16 protein-coding genes are annotated in these 21,773 nt (G+C 69.3%); 7 read left to right on the forward strand and 9 right to left on the reverse strand.

The window, feature by feature from the left end; genetic code table 11:
- Window positions 1–140: 140 nt before the first annotated feature.
- A complete protein-coding gene (glsA, locus tag C7H75_RS11195; protein ID WP_106851356.1) occupies window positions 141–1,964 on the reverse strand; it encodes a glutaminase A in 1,824 nt (607 codons plus the stop codon).
- Between the two features lie 166 nt (window positions 1,965–2,130).
- Between glsA and dxs the strand changes: the two genes are divergently transcribed.
- Entirely contained in the window at window positions 2,131–4,074 is a 1,944-nt protein-coding gene (gene dxs, locus C7H75_RS11200; protein ID WP_084868278.1) for a 1-deoxy-D-xylulose-5-phosphate synthase, read from the forward strand.
- Between the two features lie 6 nt (window positions 4,075–4,080).
- Here dxs and C7H75_RS11205 read toward each other — a convergent pair whose 3' ends face one another.
- Complete coding sequence (locus C7H75_RS11205) at window positions 4,081–5,676, reverse strand: oleate hydratase (RefSeq protein ID WP_005513597.1); 1,596 nt, start codon at window positions 5,674–5,676, stop codon at window positions 4,081–4,083.
- 224 nt (window positions 5,677–5,900) lie between these two features.
- Between C7H75_RS11205 and C7H75_RS11210 the strand changes: the two genes are divergently transcribed.
- Complete coding sequence (locus C7H75_RS11210; RefSeq protein WP_106851357.1) at window positions 5,901–6,716, forward strand: pentapeptide repeat-containing protein; 816 nt, start codon at window positions 5,901–5,903, stop codon at window positions 6,714–6,716.
- A gap of 2 nt (window positions 6,717–6,718) precedes the next feature.
- On the opposite strand, the gene C7H75_RS11215 is transcribed toward C7H75_RS11210, so the two are convergent.
- From C7H75_RS11215 to C7H75_RS11235, 5 genes are all read right to left on the reverse strand, one after another.
- On the reverse strand, window positions 6,719–8,155 hold the full coding sequence (locus C7H75_RS11215; RefSeq protein ID WP_005513591.1) for a sugar porter family MFS transporter: 1,437 nt from the start codon (window positions 8,153–8,155) through the stop codon (window positions 6,719–6,721).
- 94 nt (window positions 8,156–8,249) lie between these two features.
- Window positions 8,250–9,266 carry an iron-siderophore ABC transporter substrate-binding protein gene (locus C7H75_RS11220; protein WP_013415831.1) on the reverse strand — a complete coding sequence of 339 codons (1,017 nt, stop codon included), beginning with the start codon at window positions 9,264–9,266 and terminating at the stop codon, window positions 8,250–8,252.
- 101 nt (window positions 9,267–9,367) lie between these two features.
- On the reverse strand, window positions 9,368–11,473 hold the full coding sequence (locus tag C7H75_RS11225) for a 3-hydroxyacyl-CoA dehydrogenase NAD-binding domain-containing protein (RefSeq protein WP_084987574.1): 2,106 nt from the start codon (window positions 11,471–11,473) through the stop codon (window positions 9,368–9,370).
- A complete protein-coding gene (locus tag C7H75_RS11230) occupies window positions 11,474–12,700 on the reverse strand; it encodes a thiolase family protein (RefSeq protein ID WP_005513587.1) in 1,227 nt (408 codons plus the stop codon).
- A 121-nt stretch (window positions 12,701–12,821) separates the two neighbouring features.
- Window positions 12,822–14,063, reverse strand: coding sequence for an HRDC domain-containing protein (locus C7H75_RS11235; RefSeq protein ID WP_022595585.1), 1,242 nt, complete (start codon window positions 14,061–14,063; stop codon window positions 12,822–12,824).
- Between the two features lie 231 nt (window positions 14,064–14,294).
- Between C7H75_RS11235 and C7H75_RS11240 the strand changes: the two genes are divergently transcribed.
- On the forward strand, window positions 14,295–15,146 hold the full coding sequence (locus C7H75_RS11240; RefSeq protein WP_005513585.1) for an alpha/beta fold hydrolase: 852 nt from the start codon (window positions 14,295–14,297) through the stop codon (window positions 15,144–15,146).
- Here C7H75_RS11240 and C7H75_RS11245 read toward each other — a convergent pair.
- A complete protein-coding gene (locus tag C7H75_RS11245; protein WP_037084328.1) occupies window positions 15,091–16,518 on the reverse strand; it encodes a WS/DGAT/MGAT family O-acyltransferase in 1,428 nt (475 codons plus the stop codon). The two genes, C7H75_RS11240 and C7H75_RS11245, sit on opposite strands and share 56 nt — an antisense overlap.
- Before the next feature lie 70 nt (window positions 16,519–16,588).
- On the opposite strand from C7H75_RS11245, the gene C7H75_RS11250 reads away from it, so the two are divergent.
- Window positions 16,589–17,848 carry an alpha/beta hydrolase gene (locus C7H75_RS11250; protein ID WP_233281902.1) on the forward strand — a complete coding sequence of 420 codons (1,260 nt, stop codon included), beginning with the start codon at window positions 16,589–16,591 and terminating at the stop codon, window positions 17,846–17,848.
- On the opposite strand, the gene C7H75_RS11255 is transcribed toward C7H75_RS11250, so the two are convergent.
- Entirely contained in the window at window positions 17,845–18,444 is a 600-nt protein-coding gene (locus tag C7H75_RS11255) for a DUF3000 domain-containing protein (RefSeq protein WP_005513582.1), read from the reverse strand. The two genes, C7H75_RS11250 and C7H75_RS11255, sit on opposite strands and share 4 nt — an antisense overlap.
- 118 nt (window positions 18,445–18,562) lie before the next feature.
- Between C7H75_RS11255 and hemE the strand changes: the two genes are divergently transcribed.
- The 3 genes from hemE to hemQ are packed head-to-tail and all read left to right on the forward strand — an operon-like array spanning window position 18,563 to window position 21,691.
- Window positions 18,563–19,630 (forward strand): uroporphyrinogen decarboxylase, encoded by a 1,068-nt coding sequence (hemE, locus tag C7H75_RS11260; protein ID WP_013415835.1) that lies wholly within the window; start codon window positions 18,563–18,565, stop codon window positions 19,628–19,630.
- Entirely contained in the window at window positions 19,627–20,991 is a 1,365-nt protein-coding gene (locus tag C7H75_RS11265) for a protoporphyrinogen oxidase (protein ID WP_106851359.1), read from the forward strand. The genes hemE and C7H75_RS11265 overlap by 4 nt, the downstream gene beginning before the upstream one ends.
- A gap of 4 nt (window positions 20,992–20,995) precedes the next feature.
- Entirely contained in the window at window positions 20,996–21,691 is a 696-nt protein-coding gene (gene hemQ / locus C7H75_RS11270; protein WP_005513577.1) for a hydrogen peroxide-dependent heme synthase, read from the forward strand.
- Window positions 21,692–21,773: the final 82 nt, after the last annotated feature.

Here is a 21,773-nt window from a genome sequence, read left to right on the forward strand (position 1 = left end):
GTCGCAACTCGGTCGTCGTCCAGCCTGTCGGATACCGGGTGCCCGCGCAATCGAATTCCGTGGTCTCGCGAGACCGGACGGCCGCGCACGCGCTGCGGTGCCCGGCGCGAATCGGACCAGTCGGTGCGTTCGGTGCGGCGTCAGCTCCGTCCGTGGTGTTCGAACGTTCGCAGCAGCACTTCCAGCTGTCCGTACGCCATGGCGGCAAGGCGCTCGAGAAGGGCCGCCTTGATCTCGGGTGCGCTGCCGGTGAGCCGCGCGAACCCGTCCGGAGGCAGGACGGCGAGGGTGAGCGGGGTGTCGGCGCGGACGTCGTTGAGATAGGTGGAACCGAGCAGCGTCGGCATCTCTCCGAACGACATTCCGGCGGACAGCGTGGTGATCGGGTGGATCACGCCGTCCTCGGTCGTCACGGTGGTACTGGCCCGCCCGGACAGGATGAGATGAATGCCCGACGCCGGCTGGCCGCGCCGCGCGACGACCTCGCCGCGTGCGCTGGTCCGCAGTTCCAGTTCGTCGACGAAGCGCTCGAACTGGGCGTCGGTCAGGTCGGCCAGGAGGGGGTGGGCCTCGAGCTCGATCGACTCCGGTTGCCTGCCGACGCCGCAATGCCTGTCCAACAGGACTTCCTCGCACCAACGGGTCGCCGAGTCGAGATCTGCGAATACCCGCCCGCGTGGATCGTCGGGGGTCAGGCTCGACGTGGCGTGGCCGAACAGGCCGTCGGGGTCGACGAGGGCCGTGCGGCAATCGCCGGTGGCGAGGTCGGCGCGCAGGGCCTCGATCATCCGGCGGGCGACGCCGCTGACGTCGTCGACCCGGCGCACATCGACCACGACCACCTCGAGGTCCGCCCGTTCGGCCTCGATCTCCCGGACGGCGGTCTCGGCGCCGGCGAACAGCAGGTCGCCGTGCAACTCGTAAATCCGCCCGCGATCGCCGAAGGCCTCCAGCGACTGCTGCTCGGCCTCGGTGCGCCGCGTGCGCGAGGGCGCCTGGGAGACGCTGTACCGCGCCCTGATCGACGACCGGGCCGCGCGGGTGACGTGCAGGAAGTGCAGTTCGAGGTCGGCGGACAGTGCGCGGCAGGCCTGTACGCCCCGCACGCTGTTGCCGTGCCGGTCCAGCCGGGGCGAGTAGACCGCGATCCCCAGTTGGCCGGGCAGCACAGCCAGGACACCGCCCCCGACGCCGCTCTTGGCGGGCATGCCGACCTCCGTCACCCACTCGCCGGCGGCGTCGTACATCCCGCACGTCGTCATGACGCTCAGCACCCGCTCGACCAGCGCGGGGTTGAGCACCCGGTCCCGGGTGAGGGGGTTGACGCCGTTGTTCGCGAGCGTCGCCGCCATCAGTGCCAGATCTCGGCACGTGACCTCGATCGAGCACTGCCGGAAGTACACGTCGACGGCGTCGTCGGGGTCGTCGGTGATGACGCCGAACGACCGAAGCATGTATCCGATCGCCCGGTTGCGGTGCCCGGTGCGGGCCTCGGAGTCGTAGACGGCCTCGTCGAGGGTCAGCGGACGTCCCGCGCAGCGCGAGTACAGCGTGCGGATCCTCTCGAACCGTTCCGCCGAATTCGCGCCCGCGATGAGCGAGGCCGCGGTGATCGCACCGGCGTTGATCATGGGATTGCGCGGACGCTCGGTGTCCGGATCCAGGCTGATCTCGTTGAACGGTTCCCCGGAAGGCTCGACGTCGATCTTCTCGGCGACGGCGTCCACGCCGCGGTCGGCGAGGGCGAGCGCGTACGTGAAGGGTTTCGAGATGGACTGGATGGTGAACGGCACCGACGTGTCGCCGACCTGGTAGACGTGCCCGTCGGCGGTGGCCACGGCGATTCCGAGTCCGTCGGGCGCCACGGCCGCCAGTTCCGGGATGTAGTCGGCGACCTCGCCGCCCCGGTCGGTGCAGACGACGTCGTACACGCGGGTGATGAACTCGTCGACCACGTTGCCCATGGAGCAACAGTAGGATGAGCGCACAGTCTTGGTTGTGTCATCCGGCACGGGTCGGCCGCGGCGGTGTCGTGGGAATCGATGCCGGACGTCGTCGTCTCCGGTGGCTCCGTAGACTTGGCGGGCTGTCGCGTGGCAGCCCGTGAACCAGCTGGAGGGAGCGATCTCGTTGGGTGTCCTTGCCCGCATCCAGACGCCTGACGACCTGCGTCGGCTCGACTCGGAGGAGCTCCGTGAGCTCGCCTCGGAGATCCGCGAGTTCCTGGTCCAGAAGGTTTCCGCGACAGGCGGCCATCTCGGCCCCAACCTCGGGGTCGTCGAACTGACGCTCGCGCTGCACCGGGTGTTCGAGTCCCCCTCCGACCCGATCATCTTCGACACCGGCCACCAGGCCTACGTCCACAAGATCCTCACCGGTCGTAAGGACGAGTTCGACTCGCTGCGCAAGCAGGGCGGTCTCTCCGGCTATCCGTCGCGTGCCGAGAGCGAACACGACTGGGTCGAGTCGTCGCACGCGTCGGCGGCGCTGTCCTACGCGGACGGGCTGGCGAAGGCGTTCGAGCTCTCGGCGCAGCGCGACCGGCACGTCGTGGCCGTGGTCGGCGACGGCGCCCTGACCGGCGGTATGTGTTGGGAGGCGCTCAACAACATCGCTGCCGGCAAGGACCGTTCGGTCGTGATCGTCGTCAACGACAACGGCCGCTCGTACGCGCCGACGATCGGTGGTCTCGCCGACCATCTCGCGTCGTTGCGCCTGCAGCCCGGCTACGAGCGGATGCTCGACAACGGCCGCCGGATGGTCAAGAAGATGCCGTGGGTCGGTCGCGCCGCCTACCAGTTGCTGCACGGGATGAAGGCGGGCCTCAAGGACGCCGTCAGCCCGCAGGTGATGTTCACCGATCTCGGGATCAAGTACCTCGGCCCGGTCGACGGGCACGACGAGGCCGCGATGGAGTCGGCGCTGCGCCGCGCGAAGGCGTTCGGTGGACCGGTCATCGTCCACGCGGTCACCCGGAAGGGCATGGGGTACGCGCCCGCCGAGAACCATCTCGCCGACCAGATGCACGCCACCGGCGTCATCGACCCTCTCACCGGCCGCGCTCGCGGCACCTCCGCACCCGACTGGACGTCGGTCTTCTCGTCGGAACTGATCGCGCAGGCGGAGCAACGGGCCGACATCGTCGCGATCACCGCGGCGATGCCCGGGCCGACGGGGCTGGCGGGGTTCGGGGAGCGTTTCCCGGAGCGGATGTTCGACGTCGGGATCGCCGAGCAGCATGCGGTCACGTCGGCCGCCGGTCTCGCTCTCGGTGGCATGCATCCCGTCGTCGCGATCTACTCGACGTTTCTCAACCGCGCCTTCGACCAGCTGCTCATGGACGTCGCGCTGCTGAAGCAGCCCGTGACGATCGTCCTCGACCGGTCCGGGGTGACCGGCGCCGACGGTGCCAGCCACAACGGTATGTGGGATCTGTCGCTGCTCGGGATCGTGCCGGGCATCCGGGTGGCGGCCCCGCGTGATGCGGCGACGCTGCGCGAGGAGCTGGACGAGGCGCTGGCCGTGAACGACGGGCCCACCGTCATCCGGTTCCCGAAGGGCGCCGTCGGCGAGGATGTCCCGGCGATCCGTCGGCTGGACGGCGTCGTGGACGTACTGCAGATGCCGGAAGGCGAGCGCGGCGACGTGCTCCTCGTCGCGGTCGGCTCGTTCGCCGGTGTCGCGCTCGAGGCCGCCGAACGGCTCGCGCAGCACGGCATCACCGCAGCGGTGATCGATCCGCGCTGGGTGCTGCCGGTGCCCGAGTCCTTGATCAAGCTCGCCGAGAACTTCCGGATGGTCGTGACCATCGAGGACAGCGGTCTGCACGGCGGTATCGGGTCCACGGTGTCGGCGGCGCTCCGCGCCGCCGGGGTCGATGTGCCGTGCCGCGATCTCGGCGTGCCGCAGCAGTTCCTCGACCATGCGTCGCGCGACCAGATCCATCGCGAGCTCGGCCTCACCGCGCAGGATGTCACTCGTCAGGTCACCGGGTGGGTGGTCGGGCTGGACCGGCTACGCACCGGTGGCGGGCTCGACGAGGACGCCGACAAGTCGAACCCGGCCATCGGCTGACGGGACCTACCGGAACGCCGCCTCGAGTGCCCTGACCCCGACCTTGGGGTCGAGCAGGCCGTGGTAGACGGGCGGGATGGGCTTGTCGACGGCGAACAGCGTGTAGACCGCGTGCATCGCGCCGTGCACCGAGTACTCGACGGTGAACACGACGTCCTCGGGTAGGGAGGTGAACTGCCCGAGGAACGCGAAGTTCTGCGCGCCGGCAGGAATCACCTCGGGGCGGTCCTCCGGGACTCGGCGGCTGAAAAGCGCTGAGGCGTACGGCATCATGACGGTCGTGACGTCGGTGGTGGCGAGCACCTCGTCGAGGATGTCCTCGAAGCCGTACTGGTGGATCAGTTCGGTGAGGATCTCCCGCCCGGTGGCCTGCGACATCTTCTTCCTGACGTAGTCGCCCTCGTTGTCGATGTCGAACCCGTACCCCCACAGCGTGTACACGCCCTCGGGTTGCTGCGGAAAGTGCGGCTGGTAGGCGACCACCGTCGACAGGTGCCAGCCGGACTCGAACCACGTGGTCAGGGCGCCGGTTCCGGGTTCGTTGCCGGTGTACTCGGTGATGCGGCGGAGCAGCTTGTCGCCGCGCATCGTGAGGGTGAACGACTCCCACTTGTTCTCGTCGATGTTGCCGTAGAAGGTGTTGGGCCGGCCGAAGTCCGAGGCCTTCTTCGCGATCTCTTCCCACAGTGACCAGCTGCGGTCGACGCGGTCGCGGATCAGCGCGGGCACGTCGTCGTTGCCGCCGTAGGTGGTGTCGGCCGTGATCGATCCGAGTGTGGCGAACATGTAGTCGTTCTTGCCCAGTTCGATCGTCGACCGACCGTTCGCATCCTCGATGTGCAGCCGGATCGCGCGCCGCGGCTGTCCGTCCGCTGTGAAGTCGATGTCGACGACGCGGGTCGCGAATCGGACGTCGACCTCGCGGGACCACATCCACCGCTGCAGCGGAACGACCATCGAGTCGTACTGGTTGTAGACGGTGCGCCGGACCCCGGACAGCGTGTGGATACGGGGGAACTCCTGGACGAAGCGCAGGAAGTAGCGTCGCAGCTCGGCGGCGGAGTGCCACTTCTGGAAGGCGAACGTGGTCCGCCACATCTGCCAGAAGTTGGTGGTGAAGAAGTGGTCACCGAACATCTCGTCGATACGGCGGGCGCCGAGGGCGCGTTCGGGCAGGCCCAGTAGCCGCATCATCTCGAGTCGATCCCTGTTGTCGAGACCGAGTTGCGACGCGTCGACGATGTTGTGACGCGAATCGATCAGGCGCGCTTTGTCGTCCGTCCTGACCTTCTCGTTGAAGTCGCGGATTTCCTGCCGGACGCTGATGTCGGGATTCTCGAGTGAGGGGATCGACTCGAACAGATTCCATGTGCATCGGTACGCCTCCTCCTCGAGCATGCGTCCCCCGCGCGTGACCCACCCGTCGGTGACCGCGGGGGAACGGGCGCCGTCGAGCGAGCCGCCCTCGATGTCGAGTTGCTCGAGGATGTGCACGTTCTCGCCGGGCACGCCGGCGTCCCGGATGGCGAAGACTGCCGCTGCCATGCCGGCGATGCCACCGCCGACGATCCAGATGTGGGCCTGTTTCGGGTCGATGCTCATCGGGTTCCTCCCGCCGCGGCACGTCCGGTGGCACGGGCCCCGACGGCGCCGGGTGCCGCTCGGTGCAACGTCGCGGGGAGCCACGACCAGTGTCGGCCGGACCGTTCGCGCCCGTCAACCGGCGGCCGACGACGGAGGGTCGAGTGACGCTGTCCGGCAAATGATTTGCACGCATGGTTCGGTTCGTGCGGAAATGGTGATTCCCGATCCGTCAGGAGGTCTCGGTGCCGGAGCCGATCGCGTCGCCCGAGTTGGTCTCGGACTGTTCGAGCTGTTTCGGGCTGTGCTGTGTCGCGTTGCCTTTCGCGGCGTCGAGCGACTTCGCCGTGGACAAGGCCGGGGGAGAGCCGTGCCGCAACCTGCTGGACGACTTCCGCTGCGGTATCCACTCACAGTTGCGGGACAGAGGATTCGCCGGGTGCACCGTGTACGACTGCTTCGGTGCCGGCCAGCAGGTGTCGCAGGTGACGTTCGGAGGCGTCGATTGGCGCGACTCGCCCGGCGTCGCGCGTGAGATGTTCGACGTGTTCCCGGTGATGCGCCAGCTGCACGAGCTCCTCTGGTACCTGGAGGAGTCGCTGCGACTGCGCGTTGCCGACCGGCTGCGTCCCGAGCTGACGGCTCTGCGAGACGAGACGCTGCGCCTGACCGAGCGACCGCCCGCCGAGCTGGTGGGCCTCGACGTGGGCGCACGGCGCGACGCGGTCAACGTCGTGCTGCTGCAGGTCAGTGAACTCGTTCGCAACCAGGCCCGGGGCCGGGGTCTGAACCGTCGCGGCGCCGATCTGATGGGGGCGAAGCTGGCGGGCCAGGATCTGCGGGGCGCCAACCTGCGTGGTGCCTGGCTGATCGGCGCGAACCTCCGCGGGGCGGACCTGCGGTGGGCCGATCTGATCGGCGCGGATCTGCGCGGTGCGGACCTGCGTGGAGCGAATCTGTCGAGTGCACTGTTCCTCAGCCGGTTCCAGATCAATGCGGCTCGCGGCGATGCCCGCACGATGCTCCCCGATGCGCTACCCCGGCCGTCGCACTGGGCGTAGCGTCAGCCGGCCTGCTCGAGGGTGCGCCCGCGGGTCTCGGTGACGAACCTGCTCACCACGAAGATCGAGACCACCGCCATCACGGCGTAGCCCCCGTACGTGAGCGAGAGGTTCCAGTCGGCGAGCGACGGGAAGGTCGCGGACACCAGGAAGTTGGCGACCCAGTTGGAAGCGGTGGCGATGCCCACCGCGGCGGCGCGAATGCGGTTGGGGAACAGTTCGCTGATGAGCACCCAGACGACCGGCCCCCAGGACAGCGCGAAGAAGAAGACGAAGGCATTGGCGGCGACCAGCGCGACCGTGCCGGACGCCCCCTCGAGGGTGGCGACGGACTCGCCGATCTCGTTGGTCGTCACTGTTGCCGAATGGAAACACACTGCGGCGGTGCCGAGGGATACGGCCATGCCCACGGAGCCGATCAACAGCAGGGGCTTGCGTCCTATGCGGTCGATCACGGCGATCGCGACGAACGTGCCCACGATGTTGACGAGCGCGCTCACGACGCTGATCAGCAACGAGCGGTCCTCGCCGAAGCCCACTGCCTGCCAGAGGGTGCTCGAGTAGTAGAAGATCACGTTGATGCCGACGAACTGCTGAAGGGCCGCGAGCGCGATTCCGACCCAGACGAGCGCGGACACGCCGGTCGACTTGGCGAACAGGGCGCGCACGCCGACGCGCGCCCGCTCGGCACCGAGTGAGGTGCGGATCTCCTCGATGCGACTGCGGACGGCATCGTCGTCTCCGCCCTCGAGCTCTCCGATGATCTTGCGGGCGGCGTTCTCGCGACCGCAGCGCACCAGGTGCCGCGGTGACTCCGGGATCGTGAACGTCATGACGAGATAGAGCAGGGCGGGTACGGATTCGACGGCGAGCATCCACTGCCACGCCTCGACACCGAACAGTTCGCCGCGACCACCGCCGGCGGCGTCGGAGATCGCGTAGTTCACGAGTTGCGAGACCGCGATCCCGAGGACGATGGCGAGTTGGTACATCGAACCGAGCCGGCCCCGGATCGCCGCCGGCGCGATCTCCGCGATGTAGGCGGGGGCGATCACCGAAGCGAAACCGACCGCGATCCCGCCGAGGATCCGCCAGAGCGTCAGGTCCACGATCCCGAACGGGAAGGCCGAGCCGAGGGCGCCGACGACGAACAGCACGGCCGCGATCTGCATGACCCGGATGCGGCCGAGTCGGTCCGCGATGCTCCCGGCCACCCAGGCGCCCAGCGCCGCGCCGAGTAGCGTCAGCGACACCGACAGCCCGGTCGCGCCGGCCCCGATGTCGTAGCGGTCGCGGATCGCGTTGACGGCCCCGTTGATGACGGCGGTGTCGTAACCGAACAGGAAGCCGCCGAGGGCGGCCGCGGCCGAGAACAGAACGGCCAGCCCGACGGCCGCGTGAGCGGCCGGGGGCTGGCCGGTGGTGTCGAGGTTCGACATGGCTCGCCTCCCGCCGAAGGAATCGTTCAGACGGGACGCTACGCCGAATTCGCTTGTCGCGGGGATCAACCGGACCGGGCGCTACGGCAGGTCGTCAGCCGACCTTCTCGGCGGCCTCGGACAGCTGCGGGGTGATCTTGTCGATGACCCACGGCGTCGCCAGGACGCCGGTGCGGCTCAGGCCGGCGACGACCTGGGTGTCGGACAGCGGCACGGCGCTGCCCCGCTGGACGGCACCGAGCGTGTTGTAGCCGGGGTTCTTCGCGGCCTCGGCCTGATCCGGGACGAAGGCGATCACGACGTCGGCGTCGACCTCGTTGATGCGCTCGGCGGAGATGCTGGCGAAGAAGCTGTCGGGGTCGCTCTCGGCGGCGATCTTCTCCACGCCGGGCGAGTTCACGAAACCGAGTTCGGTGAGAACCTGTACGCGCGGGTCGGTGGGCTTGTAGACGTTGACCTGACCGTTGGTGGTGTCGAGGTTGATCACCGAGAGGGTCTTGCCGGCGAACTCGGGATGCGCGGCGGCGGTGTCGGCGAGCATCTTGTCCATGCCGTCGATCAGCGCCGTGGCCTCGTCGGACTTGCCCATCGCCTGACCGACGATGGTGGTCTGGTCCTGCCATGTCGTCTGCCACGCCTTGCCGGGGTACCCGACGGTGGGCGCGAGCGCGGACAGTTGGCCGTAGGTGGCCTGGTCGAAGCCCTCGTAGGGCGCGAGGATCGCATCCGGTGCGAGCGTGGCGATCGCTTCGATCGGCGTCGACGTGGCGGTGTCGAGGAGGGTGGTCCTGCTCGCGTCGAACTTGTCGGACAGCCACGGCATGACGCCGTTCGCGTCGGCGCCGTAGGAGTTCTTCGGCATGCCGACGGGGGTGCCGCCGAGGGCGTACACGATGTCCTCGGCGTTCCAGCCGAGGGTGACGATCCGCTCGGGCGCGGCGTCGATGGTGGTGGAGCCGAACGTGTTCGCGATCGTGACGGGGAAGGCCCCGCCGGACTCCGTGCCGGCGGCGGTCGTGTCGTCGCCGGACGAGCAGCCGGCGACGAGTGTCGCTGCGCCGAGCGCGGCGATGGTGGCGGCGATCCGACGCCGCTTCGTGAACGCGAACACCTGGAGACTCCTTCGTTGGGGTGAAGGGGAGCCTAACCTACTGTCGGACACACGCGAAGGGCGCGCCCCGTATCGGGACGCGCCCTCCGCGCGTGGGTCGATCAGACGCTCGCGACGCCCTTGGCCAGGAACGTCTTGCCGTTCACGGCCTCCGACGTGCCGGTTCGGTCCAGGTACGGCGTGATGCCGCCGTTCCAGAAGCCGAACCCGCCACCGAGGATCAGGCACAGATCGATGTCCTCGGGGGCGGCGACGACGCCTTCCTCGAGCATGATCCGGATCTCCTCGGCGAACGCGCGCCGGGTGCGCTCGAGAACCTCCTCGGACGTCGACGGCTTGTCGCCCTGCTGCCACAGCGCGGCGACCTCCGGGTCGACGACCTGGCCCTTGTCGGTCCAGGTCCACACGCCGGGCTTGCGCGCCTCGACGATCGCCTCGAGTCCGGGCGACGGCTTGAACCGCTCCGGGTAGGCGGCGTTGAGGGTCTCGCCGGTGTGCAGCGCGATGGCCGGCCCGACCAGCGCGAGCAGCGTGAACGGCGTCATGGGCATGCCGAGTTCGGCGATCGCGTTGTCGGCGACATCGAACGGGGTGCCCTCGTCGACGGCGTTCATGACCTCACCGAGCGCCCGGATGAGCAGTCGGTTGAACACGAAGCCAGGCAGATCGGCCGAGCCCACGGCCGACTTCTTCAGCGCCTTCGCGGTAGCGAACGCCGTTGCCAGAGTGGCGTCGTCGGTCTTCTCGCCCTTGATGACCTCGAGCAGCGGAAGCACAGCGACCGGGTTGAAGAAGTGGAAGCCCACGACCCGTTCGGGGTGCTTCAGGTCCGCGGCCATCTCGGTGATCGAGAGCGACGAGGTGTTGGTCGCCAGCACGGTCTCGGGGGAGATGTGCTCCTCGAGCTCGGCGAAGACCTTCTTCTTGACGTCCATGTTCTCGAAGACGGCCTCGATGACGAAGTCGGTGTTCGCGAACGCGGCCTTGTCCAGCGAACCCGTCACGAGCGCCTTGAGGCGGTTGGCGCCGTCCGGCGACAGACGGCCCTTGGCGAGCAGTTTGTCGATCTCGCCGTGGACGTAGCCGACACCCTTGTCGATGCGCTCCTGATCGATGTCGGTGAGGATCACCGGCACCTTGAGCTGCTTGACGAACAGCATCGCCAGCTGGCTTGCCATCAGGCCGGCTCCGACGATGCCGACACCGGAGATCTTGCGCGCCAACGACTTGTCGGGGGCCCCGGCCGGGCGCTTCGCGCGGCGGTTCACCAGATCGAAGGCGTACAGGCCGGCGCGCAGTTCGTCGGTCATGAGCAGGTCGGCGAGCGCGTCGTCCTCCGCTGCGAACCCGGCGTCGAGCGACTTCGGGTCGGAGAGGTCGGTGGTGCGGGCCAGCTCGAGCAGCTCGACGGTGCGCACCGCGCCGGGCGCGTTGTTCTTGGTCTTGCCTTCGACGATCGCCTTGGCCCGAGCGATGGCCTCGTCCCAGCCTGCGCCGCGGTCGATCTCCGGCCGGGCCGGGGTGACGTCGCCCGCGATCACCTTCGCCGCCCACGCGAGGGACTGCTCGATGAAGTCGGCGGAGCCGAGCACGATGTCGGCGATGCCGAGTTCGAGCGCCTTCTTCGAGTTGATCACCTTGCCGTTGTTGAGCGGGTTCTCGATCGCGACGGTGACGGCGTTCGACGGCCCGATCAGGTTGGGCAGCAACTGGGTTCCGCCCCAGCCGGGAACCAGACCCAGCATGGCCTCGGGCAGGCCGAGTGCGCCGACGTTGTCGGCGTAGGTGCGGTAGTGGCAGTGCAGTCCGACCTCGAGGCCGCCGCCGAGCGCGACCCCGTTGACGAACGCGAACGTCGGCACGTCGGACTCGCGCAGGCGACGGAACACCTTGTGGCCCAAGCGGCCGAGCTCGAGGCCCTGCTCGCGGGAGCTGATGGACGGCACGCCCTTGAGGTCGGCGCCGGCCGCGAAGATGAACGGCTTGCCGGTGACGGCGATCGCGGCGGGCTTCGCCTCGAACGCCTCGTCCAGCGCCTTGTCGAACGAGAGCAGGCCGCGGGGGCCGAACGAGTTGGGCTTGGTGTGGTCGAAGCCGTTGTCGAGGGTGATCAGCGCGACCGGGCCGTCGATGCCCGGGACCGTGATCAGCTTCGTGTACGCCTCGGTCACGACCTCGTCGGCGAAAGCGTTTGCGATGTCGGTCATTTACTTGGCTCCGGCTTCGTAGGCTGCGTAGTCCTTGTGATTGGGGTTCTCCCAGATGACGGTGCCGCCCATGCCGAGCCCGATGCACATGGTCGTCAGGCCGTAGCGGACACCCGGGTTCTGCGCGAACTGCCGCGACAGCTGCGTCATCAGGCGCACACCGGACGATGCGAGCGGGTGGCCGCACGCGATGGCGCCGCCCCACTGGTTGACGCGCGGGTCGTCGTCGGCGATACCGAAGTGCTCGAGGAACGCGAGCACCTGGACGGCGAACGCCTCGTTGATCTCGAAGAGGCCGATGTCCTCGATCTTCAGGCCGGTCCGGGCCAACAGCTTCTCCGTGGCCGGGACGGGGCCGATGCCCATGACGGCCGGGTCGACGCCCTGGAACGCGAAGCCCACCATGCGCATCCCGATCGGCAGGCCCATCTCGGTGGCGGTGTCCTCGCCGGCGAGGATTGCGGCGGTGGCGCCGTCGTTGAGCCCCGCGGCGTTACCGGCGGTGATCCGTCCGGCGGGGCGGAACGGGGTCTTGAGCCTCGCGAGATCCTCGAGCGTGGTGCCCGGGCGCGGGGGCTCGTCCTCGGTGGCCAGGCCCCAGCCCGATGCCGAGCGGGTCGCGACGGGTACCAGCGTGTCGGCGATGTACCCGGCCTTCTTGGCGGCCTCGTACTTGTTCTGCGACGCGACGGCGTAGGCGTCGGTGCGCTCCTTGGTGATCGACGGGAACCGGTCGTGCAGGTTCTCGGCGGTGTTGCCCATGACCAGCGCGCTCGGGTCGACCAGGCGGTCGGCGAGGAAACGCGGGTTCGGGTCTGCGCCCTCGCCCATCGGGTGGCGGCCCATGTGCTCGACCCCGCCGGCGATGACGACGTCGTACTGGCCGAAGCCGATACCCGACGCGGTGGTGGTGACGGCGGTCATCGCGCCGGCACACATGCGATCGATCGCGAAGCCGGGAACCGTCTCGGGCAGGCCCGCGAGGATCGCGGACGTGCGCCCGATGGTCAGGCCCTGGTCGCCGGTCTGCGTGGTCGCGGCGATGGCGACCTCGTCGACCCGAGCGGGGTCGAGCTGAGGGTTGCGGCGCAGCAGTTCGCGGATGGCCTTGACGACCAGGTCGTCGGCGCGGGTCTCGGCGTAGATGCCCTTCGGTCCGGCCTTGCCGAACGGCGTGCGGATGCCGTCGACGAAGACGACGTTTCTGGAGTTGGCGGAAACAACCACGCTGGATTCCTCCTGGCGGGAACGATGCGGTCACGGCGGGTGCAATGACCCGACACGCACCACTGTAGCGCTAATTACCCGCCAGTAACATACGGGGCGGTGGGCGGCCCGTATGTGCTGGTCAGGCCTGTGCGCGGAGGGCCTCGACCAGGATCGGCACCATCAGATCGCGCTGCCACGGGCGGGCGCCGCCCGCCGCGAGCGCGGCGTCGACGGCGGCCGCGGCTTCGGCGTCCGGCGTCGTGGGGGTGGCCGGCGGCTCCCAGCACACCCGGCGCACGAGGTCCGGGCTCAGCAGGTTCTCGACGGGTACCCCAACGCGTTCGCTCAGTTCGGCGATCCCGGTCTTCGCCGTGGCCAGTCGCGCCGCGGCGTCGGGATCGCGCTTGGCCCAGCGACTCGGTGGCGGCGGTCCGGTGAACGGCTGGTTGACCGGGGGCAGTTCGTTCTGGGGCAGGGCGCGAGCACGCTCGAGCGCGCCCAGCCAGATGCGTGACGACCTGCGCTGGCGGGGCCCGCCGAACACCGGCAAGGCCCGCAGTGTGTCGATGCTCTTGGGGTCGGCGCTCGCGGCGGTGACGATTGCCGAGTCCGGCAGGATGCGGCTGGGGGAGATGTCGCGTTTGCGCGCGATCTCGTCGCGGGTGGTCCACAGTTCCCGGACCGCGGCGAGCTGGCGCGGGCTCTTGAGGCTGTGGATCTGTGACGTCCGGCGCCAGCGGTCCGGCTTGGGTTGAGGCGGTCCGGCCAGCCGGACATGCTCGAATTCCTGTGCGGCCCATTCAGTCTTGCCCTGTGCGGCGAGTTCCGTCGCCATCGCCTCCCGCAGTTCCAGGAGTACCTCGACGTCGAGGGCCGCGTAATTGAGCCACGCATCGGGCAGTGGGCGGGTCGACCAGTCGGCGGCGCCGTGGCCCTTGCGAAGTTCGAGGCCCAGGGTGCGTTCGACGATCGCGGCCAGTCCGACGCGCTCGAAACCGGCCAGGCGTCCGGCCAGTTCGGTGTCGAACAGGGCGGCCGGTTCGAGGCCGAGTTCGGCCAGGCACGGCAGGTCCTGGTCGGCGGAGTGCAGAACCCATTCGAGGCCGTTGATCGCGTCGCGCAGCGGTTCGAGGTCTTCCGCGGTCGGAATCGGGTCGAGCAGGAACGATCCGGCCCCCGCCCGCCGCAGCTGCACGAGGTAGGCGCGCGACGAGTAACGGAAGCCGGAGGCGCGCTCGGCGTCGACGGCCAGCGGGCCCGTGCCGGCCGCGAGACGTTCGGCGGCGTCGCGGACCCCGGCAGCGGTCTCGATCACCGGTGGCACACCGTCGGCCGGAACCAGCAGGGGCACGGGGGTGGTGGGCTCGGTGCTGTCTGGCATAGGCCAGAACTCTACGTGGGCAGGAACGATTTCCACGTCGGCGGACGCGTGTCCGACCGGATTTCGACGCAAAGCTGGACGTGTGACCAAGACCACTACTGCGGGCTGATTGTGCCGGTGGACCCGCCTCCCGGCCGGAGGAAGCTTCGGTCGGAATGCCGGATTGCCCGGCAGCGCCCCCGACCATGAGGTAGAACAAGTTTCAGTTTTTCCGAATCGAGAGGTAGTTCGATGGTCAATCTTGCGGCCGCCGTCGCGCCCGTCGGCGAGATGCCGGTGGGATCGATGGTCGAGTTACCGGGTCGTGGCAGCACGTACGTGATCGACACCGGGACCACCGAACGGGACGCGGACTCGCCGACGCTCGTTCTCCTGCACGCGCTCGCGTGCACCGGCACGCTGACGTGGTACCCCGCGATCGCGAAGCTCGCCGAGAAGGCGCGGGTGGTGGTGCTCGACCAGCGGTGGCACGGCCGAGGCATCCGATCCGAGCGGTTCACCCTCGAGGACTGCGCCGACGACGTCGCGGCACTGGCGGACGTGCTCGCGCTGGATCGCGTCGTCCCGGTCGGGTACTCGATGGGTTCGCTTGTCTCGCAGCTGATGTGGAAGCGGCACCGCGATCGCGTCGCCGGTCTCGTGTTGTGCGCGGGCGCCGCGCATTTCAAGCGCAACTCGCGTGAACGGGTCGCACTCGAGTCCCTGAGCTACGGGCTGGGCGCCCTCAAACCACGCCCCGGCCCGGTGCCCGTCGGCGGGCCGAGGTTCGGTGGTGACCGAGTGTGGGCGTACTCCCAGTTCCGGGAGACGAGCTACGGCGCCATCGGCCGGGCGACCGCCGAGATCGGCAAGTTCGACTCCACGGCCTGGGTGGGTGACATCGACGTCCCGACCGCCGTCGTGGTGCCCACCAAAGACCTGATCATCCCGCCGCGGCGCCAGCGCTGGCTCGCCCGCCAGATCGCCGGCGCCGCGACGTACGAGGTGGACTGCGGTCATTCGTCCTGCGTCATGAACGCGGGTCCGTTCACCGAGGGGCTGCTGGCTGCTTCTTCTTCGGTGCTTGCGCGCGTGCGGCGCTGACCAGTTCGGCCAAGGCCTCGGGGAAGGCGTCCGCGAGGTCCCACAGCCGAGGTGCGAGCTCCTTGCACGAGACGAGACCCACGTCGAGCCGCCCCTCGAGTGACATCACGGTGACGTTCAGGCCGGCGCCGTGGAACACCGGTCCGAGCGGGTACATCTGCTTGATGCGAGCGCCCAGGAAGTAGAGCGGCATCGGCGGACCGGGCACGTTCGACACGACGAGGTTGTGCACGACGGGGTGTCGCTCGGCCAGCTTCAGCTTGGAGTACACGCGCATCGCGCTGCCGAACGTGGCCGGCGCGGCGAACTGCGCCCAGTCCTGCAGCAACGTGGCGCCCAGCGACTCGGCGTGATGGTTCTTGTTGATCTCGTTGTGCTCGGCGATGAAGTGCAGCCGCTCGACCGGGTCGGCGATCTCGGTGCCGAGCTGGGTGAACATCACCGAGATCTGGTTGGTGCCGGGGCGGTCGGACTTGTCGTGCACCGAGACCGGCACCGTCGCGACGAGCGAGGTGTCGGGAAGTTCGTTGCGGTCCTCGAGGTACTTGCGGAGCGCCCCCGCGCACAGCGTCAGCACGACGTCGTTGACCTTCACCCCGAAGGTGTTCTTCACGAGCTTCACGTCGTCGAGGCTCAACTCCTGGTAGGCGAGTGTCCGTCGACCGGTGATCGCGCCGTTGAACGAGGTGCGGGGCGCGGTGAACGGTGTCGGCATCGCCTCGCCCTTGCGGGCCCGGCCGATCCAGCGGGGCAGCAGGGTGACGCTCTCCGGCAGCAGCTTCACCATCTTGAGGGGGCGGGACGCGAACGACATCAGCCCGCCCACGGCGATGTCGAGCGAGCTCGCGCGGCCGGCGCCCTCGGGGAGCTGATCGAAGTCGGGGCGGGGCGCGTCCGGCTCGAGGCCGCACAGCTGGGACATCAGATTGGAGCCCGTCACGCCGTCGACGTTGGCGTGGTGCATCTTCGACATGACGGCGACGGACCCGTCCTCGAGGCCCTCGATGACGAACATCTCCCACAGCGGCCGGGAACGGTCCATGGGCTGGCTGGCGATCGAACTGCACAGCTCGGACAGCTCGTCGCGGCCTCCGGGTGCGGGCACGGCGATCCGGTGGAAGTGCCGGTCGATGTCGAAGTCCGTGTCGTCGACCCACACCGGATGGTCCAGGTTGAAGCGGCTGTCCGCGAGCCGACGCTTGAAGCTGGGCATCGCCTTCACGCGAATCGCGAGTTCGTCGCGCAGTTTCGCGAAAGAATAGCCACCCGGCACGGTGGACCCGTCCAGAATGATGAGTCCGCACACGTGCAGCATCTGCGTCGGGGTTTCGAGGTAGAGGAAGCTGGCGTCCATTCCACTGAGTCTCTCCATGCAATCAACGGTAGAACCTGTTCCAGTTTCACGTGTGCGTTGTGACAAAGGTCATGGTTGAATGGGGTTTATGAGCATCAGTAACAGGTTCCTGTTGCGGCAGGTTGCAACCGCCGGACTCGCGGCGAACGCGCTTCGTCCGATTCCGGGCATGCCGCTGTCGGTGCCCACCTTTCTCGCCGGCTGGCTCACCGCAGAGCTTGCTCCGCAGTTGCTCGCGGCTGCCGTCGTCGATTCCGCGATCCACGTGGCGCGTCGCGGGGTGCGCACCAAGGCCGACGTGGTGGGACTCGCGGCGGCCGGACTGTCCACCGCGGGCCTGGCGGCCGTGATCGCGGCCGGGCGGGGCGCCCGTGTGGAGGTCGAGGCTGCGCTCACCTCGGCGCTCGGTTCCGACTATCGCTCCGCCGCGGGCGAATCGGTGCCGCCCGTCGGGGTGCCGTGGCGACAGCTGGCGCTGCCGTTCCGGATGCGGCGTGACGACGTGGTCAGGGTGCGCAACCTGGCGTACGCGCCGGGTGGCCGACGCTTCCGGATCGACGTCTACCACCGTCGGGACATTCCCACGGACGCGCCGGTGTTGCTCCAGGTCCACGGCGGCGGATGGGTGATCGGCAGCAAGGATCATCAAGGCGTCCCGCTCATGTTGGAGATGGCCTCGCGCGGGTGGGTGTGTGCGGCGGTCAATTATCCGCTGTCGCCCAGGGCGGTGTGGCCCGCGCACCTCGTCGCCGTCAAGCAGGCGGTGGCGTGGTTGCGGGACAACGTGTCAAGCTATGGGGGCGACCCGGGATTCGTGGCCGTGACGGGCGGCTCCGCCGGCGGGCATCTGGCAGCAATGCTGGCGTTGACCGCCAACGAGCCGGGATTGCAGCCGGGATTCGAGGATGCCGACACCTCCATCCAGGCGTGCGCCCCGCACTACGGCGTCTACGACTTCACCGGCGAGACCGGGATCAAGGCGACGCGGCTGCGTGTCGAGTCCGGTCTCATGCCGATGGTGCTGGGCAAGAAGGCGCGGTTCCCGGAGGACTACGAGGCCGCGTCACCGCTCGCTCACCTGCGGCCGGACGCCCCGCCGTTCTTCGTCGTGCACGGTGCGAGCGACTCGTTCATCCCGGTCGCCGAGGCGCGGGAGTTCGTACGCCGGCTGCGTGAGGTGTCGCGCAATCCCGTCGCGTATGCGGAGCTGCGAGGGGCGCAGCACGCGTTCGACATATTCCCGTCGATCCGGAGCGCTGCGGTCGTGCAGGGTGTTGCCGACTTCCTCGGGTGGGCGCGGGCGGCGCAGCGCGGGGAGGGCGGGCACGTGCGCGAGGACGCGGGTTAACGACTCCGCTTGCCGAGCTTGGTGACTCCGGCGGGAGGCAGGCCCGCCGCATACGCGAGGACGTCGCAGAACGCTTCGACGTGGGAGGCCAGCTGTGTCGAGGTGGCCGTCCAGGACGCACGCAACTCCAACTGGTGGGCGCGCGGCGGACCGGCGATGTCTCCGTACCGAACCGAACTGGTCGCGGTCACCGTCCCGCCCAAGGCGACTATCTCGTCCGCCTTCTCGTCGAGCGCGTCGACCAGCCAACTCCAGGCCACCTCGGGCAGTAGCGGGTCCGCGGCCAACGCGGGTTCGACGTCGGCCTGGATGTACGCGACCAGGCGCATCGTGCCGTTCCACGCCTCGTCACCGTCGGGGTCGTGGAGCAGGATCAGCCGCCCGAAGGCGTCCCCCTCGGAGAACACCGGGTGCTCGCCGATCGCCTCGCCGTCGTCGTGTCGCACCTCGGCGCCGATCGCGTAGCTGTACGGGGCGAGGCGCTGCGGGGGGCGGATCGGGCCGAGCTCGATCTCCGGGCGAACCACGGCCGAATTCATCGCGTCGACGGCGGCGCGGAACTGGGCGGGCTCGTTGGGTAATCCCGGGGTCGTCACACCAGCGGACGTTAGACGGCTCACCTGGTAGCACGGTGGAGGCGCGCCGATTCTGCCCCGGCGTCGGGTCATGGCAGCATGGACCCCGATGAGCGGCTTGGAAGATACGAATGCAGGGATGACCGGGCGCGCCGAGTACCCCGCCAGGCGGGTTCTCGACGACGCACCGTTGTTGGCGGCGGCCACGGGCCGTCCGGTGAAGCATCGACCCGTGTGGTTCATGCGTCAGGCCGGACGCTCGTTGCCCGAGTACCGGGAGATCCGGGCAGGAATCGGGATGCTCGAGTCCTGCTTCGATCCGGAGCTGGTCTGCGAGATCACCATGCAGCCGGTCCGCCGGCACAAGGTCGACGCGGCAATCCTGTTCTCCGACATCGTCGTTCCGCTCAAGGCGGCCGGTATCGACCTCGACATCGTCGCCGGTGTCGGTCCCGTCGTCGCGAATCCCGTGCGGACGGTCGCCGACGTCGCGGCCCTGCCTCGGTTGGTGCCCGACGAGGTGGGCGCGGTTGCGCAGGCCGTCCGGCTGCTCACCGCCGAGCTCGGCGAGACGGCGCTGATCGGCTTCGCCGGCGCGCCGTTCACGCTCGCGTCGTACCTCGTCGAGGGTGGTCCCAGCCGTAACCACGAGCGCACCAAGGCGCTCATGCACGCCGATCCCAAGACGTGGCACGCGCTGCTCGGCCGCATCACCGACGTCACCATCGCGTTCCTGCAGGCCCAGTTGCACGCCGGCGTCGACGCGGTCCAGCTCTTCGATTCCTGGGCGGGCGCGCTCTCGCTGGCCGAGTACCGCGAGTTCGTGCTGCCGCACTCCGAGCGGGTGTTCGCCGAGGTCGAGTCCGCGCACGTGCCGCGCATCCACTTCGGTGTCGGCACGGGCGAGTTGCTGGGCGCGATGGGTGAGGCCGGTGCCGACGTCGTCGGCGTCGACTGGCGCATCCCGCTCGATGTGGCCGCACGCCGCGTCGGACCGGGCAAGGCGCTGCAGGGCAACCTGGACCCCGCGGTGTTGTTCGCCGGCTGGGACGCGGTCGAGAGGGAAGTTCGGCGCATCTGCCGCGAGGCGGACGCCGCGCTCGCCGCCGGCGCGACCGGACACATCTTCAACCTCGGTCACGGGGTGCTGCCGGACACCGATCCGGCAGTCCTGACCGATGTGGTGGAGCTGGTGCATTCGCTGTGACCGGAGGGCGAGTCTCGGTTGCGGTCGTCGGTGGCGGCGTCACCGGTCTCGTCGCTGCCTACCGGTTGCGGCAGCAACTCGGCCCCGACGCCGAGATCACCGTTCTGGAGGCGGGATCACGGCTCGGCGGCAAGCTGCGAACAGTGTCTCTCGGTGACGGCCCCGTCGACGTCGGCGCGGAAGCGTTCATCGCCCGCCGGCCCGAGGTGACCGAGCTGATCGTCGAGCTCGGCATCGAGGACCAGCTGGTCCATCCCGCGGGTCGCCAGCCGCTGATCTGGTCGGAGGGTGCGTTGCATCCGCTGCCCACCCGCACACTCATGGGCATCCCGGCGACCGCGCAGTCCGTCGCCGGGCTCGTCGATGCCGACACCGTCGCGCGCATCGCGGCCGAGCCGACGATGCCGTTCGATTGGGATCGGTCCGCCGACGTCGATGTCGCGTCGCTCGTCGCGAGCCGGTTCGGTGAGCAGGTGGTGCGTCGGTCCGTGGACCCGCTGCTCGGTGGGGTCTACTCGGGACTGGCCGACTCGATCGGTGTTCGGGCCGCGCTTCCGGCCCTCGCCGCGGCGCTCGACGCCGGGGCGACGAGCCTCACGGCCGCCGTGGCGGCTGCTCTGCCGACACCGTCGCCAGGCCCGGTGTTCGGGACTCTGCGCGACGGCTACGGCACCCTGCTCGACGCGCTGCGCGAGGCGGCCCGGCCGCACACCGTCCTCGACGCGTCCGTGACCGGCCTGCGCCGGGACGGCGACGGCTGGTGGCTCGACCCCGTCGGCCACGTGGACGGTGTGGTGCTCGCGCTGCCCGCACCCGACATGGTTCGTCTCGTCGGCGCCTCGGCGCCCGCGCTCGCCGAGGCGGCGCGCGGTATCGAGCTCGCATCGTCCGCGGTCGTCGCGCTGGCGCTGCCGGACGACACCGGGGTCCCCGAGAACTCCGGAATCCTGGTCGCGACGGGGGAGTCGTTGGGCGCCAAGGCCTTCACCCTGTCGAGCCGCAAGTGGCCGCACCTGGCCGAGCGGGAGGTCACGCTGGTGCGCGCGTCGTACGGCAGGTTCGGGGACGCCGCCGTCGTCGACAGCAGCGACGAGCAGCTCGTCGCGATGGCCCGCGCCGACCTCGAGACGGTGACAGGGGTCTCGACCGAACCGGTGGATGCGGTCGTCGCCCGCTGGCACAGCGGGCTGCCGCAGCTCGCGCCCGGGCACCTGGACCGGGTCGCCGCGATCGAGACCGCCGCGGCCGACATCGACGGAGTCGAGGTCGCGGGCGCCTACCTGTACGGGGTCGGGGTTCCGGCGTGCGTCGCGTCGGCGACGACGGCCGCGACACGGCTCGCGGCACGAGTGGCAGGATGAGGCCATGGCACGCCTCGATTTCGACAAGCTCAATTCCACCCTTCGCTACGCGATGTTCTCGGTCTTCCAGGTTCAGCCGGGTGTCCTCGGTGAGGACCGCGCCGCCGCGGTGAAGAACGCGCAGGACTTCTTCGCGTCCTACGAGGACACCGAGACCGTCGTGCGCGGCATCTACGACGTCGCGGGCGTCCGCGCCGACGCCGACTACATGATCTGGACGCACGCGGAGCGTCTCGAGGACCTGCAGAAGCTGTACGCCGACTTCCGCCGCACCACCGACCTGGGGCAGTCCAGCGATCCGGTGTGGTCCAACGTCGCGCTGCACCGTCCCGCCGAGTTCAACAAGAGCCACGTCCCGGCGTTCATCGCGGGCGAGGAGCCGGGCGACTACATCTGCGTGTACCCGTTCGTTCGTTCCTACGAGTGGTACCTGCTGCCCGACGCCGACCGCCGCAAGATGCTCGCCGATCACGGCATGGCCGGCCGCACCTACCCCGACGTCCGCGCAAACACGATCCCGGCCTTCGCGCTCGGCGACTACGAGTGGATCCTCGCGTTCGAGGCCCCGAAGCTGGACCGCATCGTCGACCTCATGCGCGACCTGCGCGCCACCGAGGCCCGCATGCACGTGCGCGAGGAGACCCCGTTCTTCACGGGTCCGCGCGTCAGCGTCGAGCAGCTGGTCAACTCGCTGCCCTGATCCGGCGAGAGAACACCCCGCACCGGACAGGTGCGGGGTGTTGTCGCATTCGGGGCGGTGTGGTGGCGCACGACGAAGTACG

This window comes from Rhodococcus (subgen. Prescottella) equi, from assembly GCF_003013675.1.
GTDB lineage: Bacteria > Actinomycetota > Actinomycetes > Mycobacteriales > Mycobacteriaceae > Prescottella > Prescottella equi.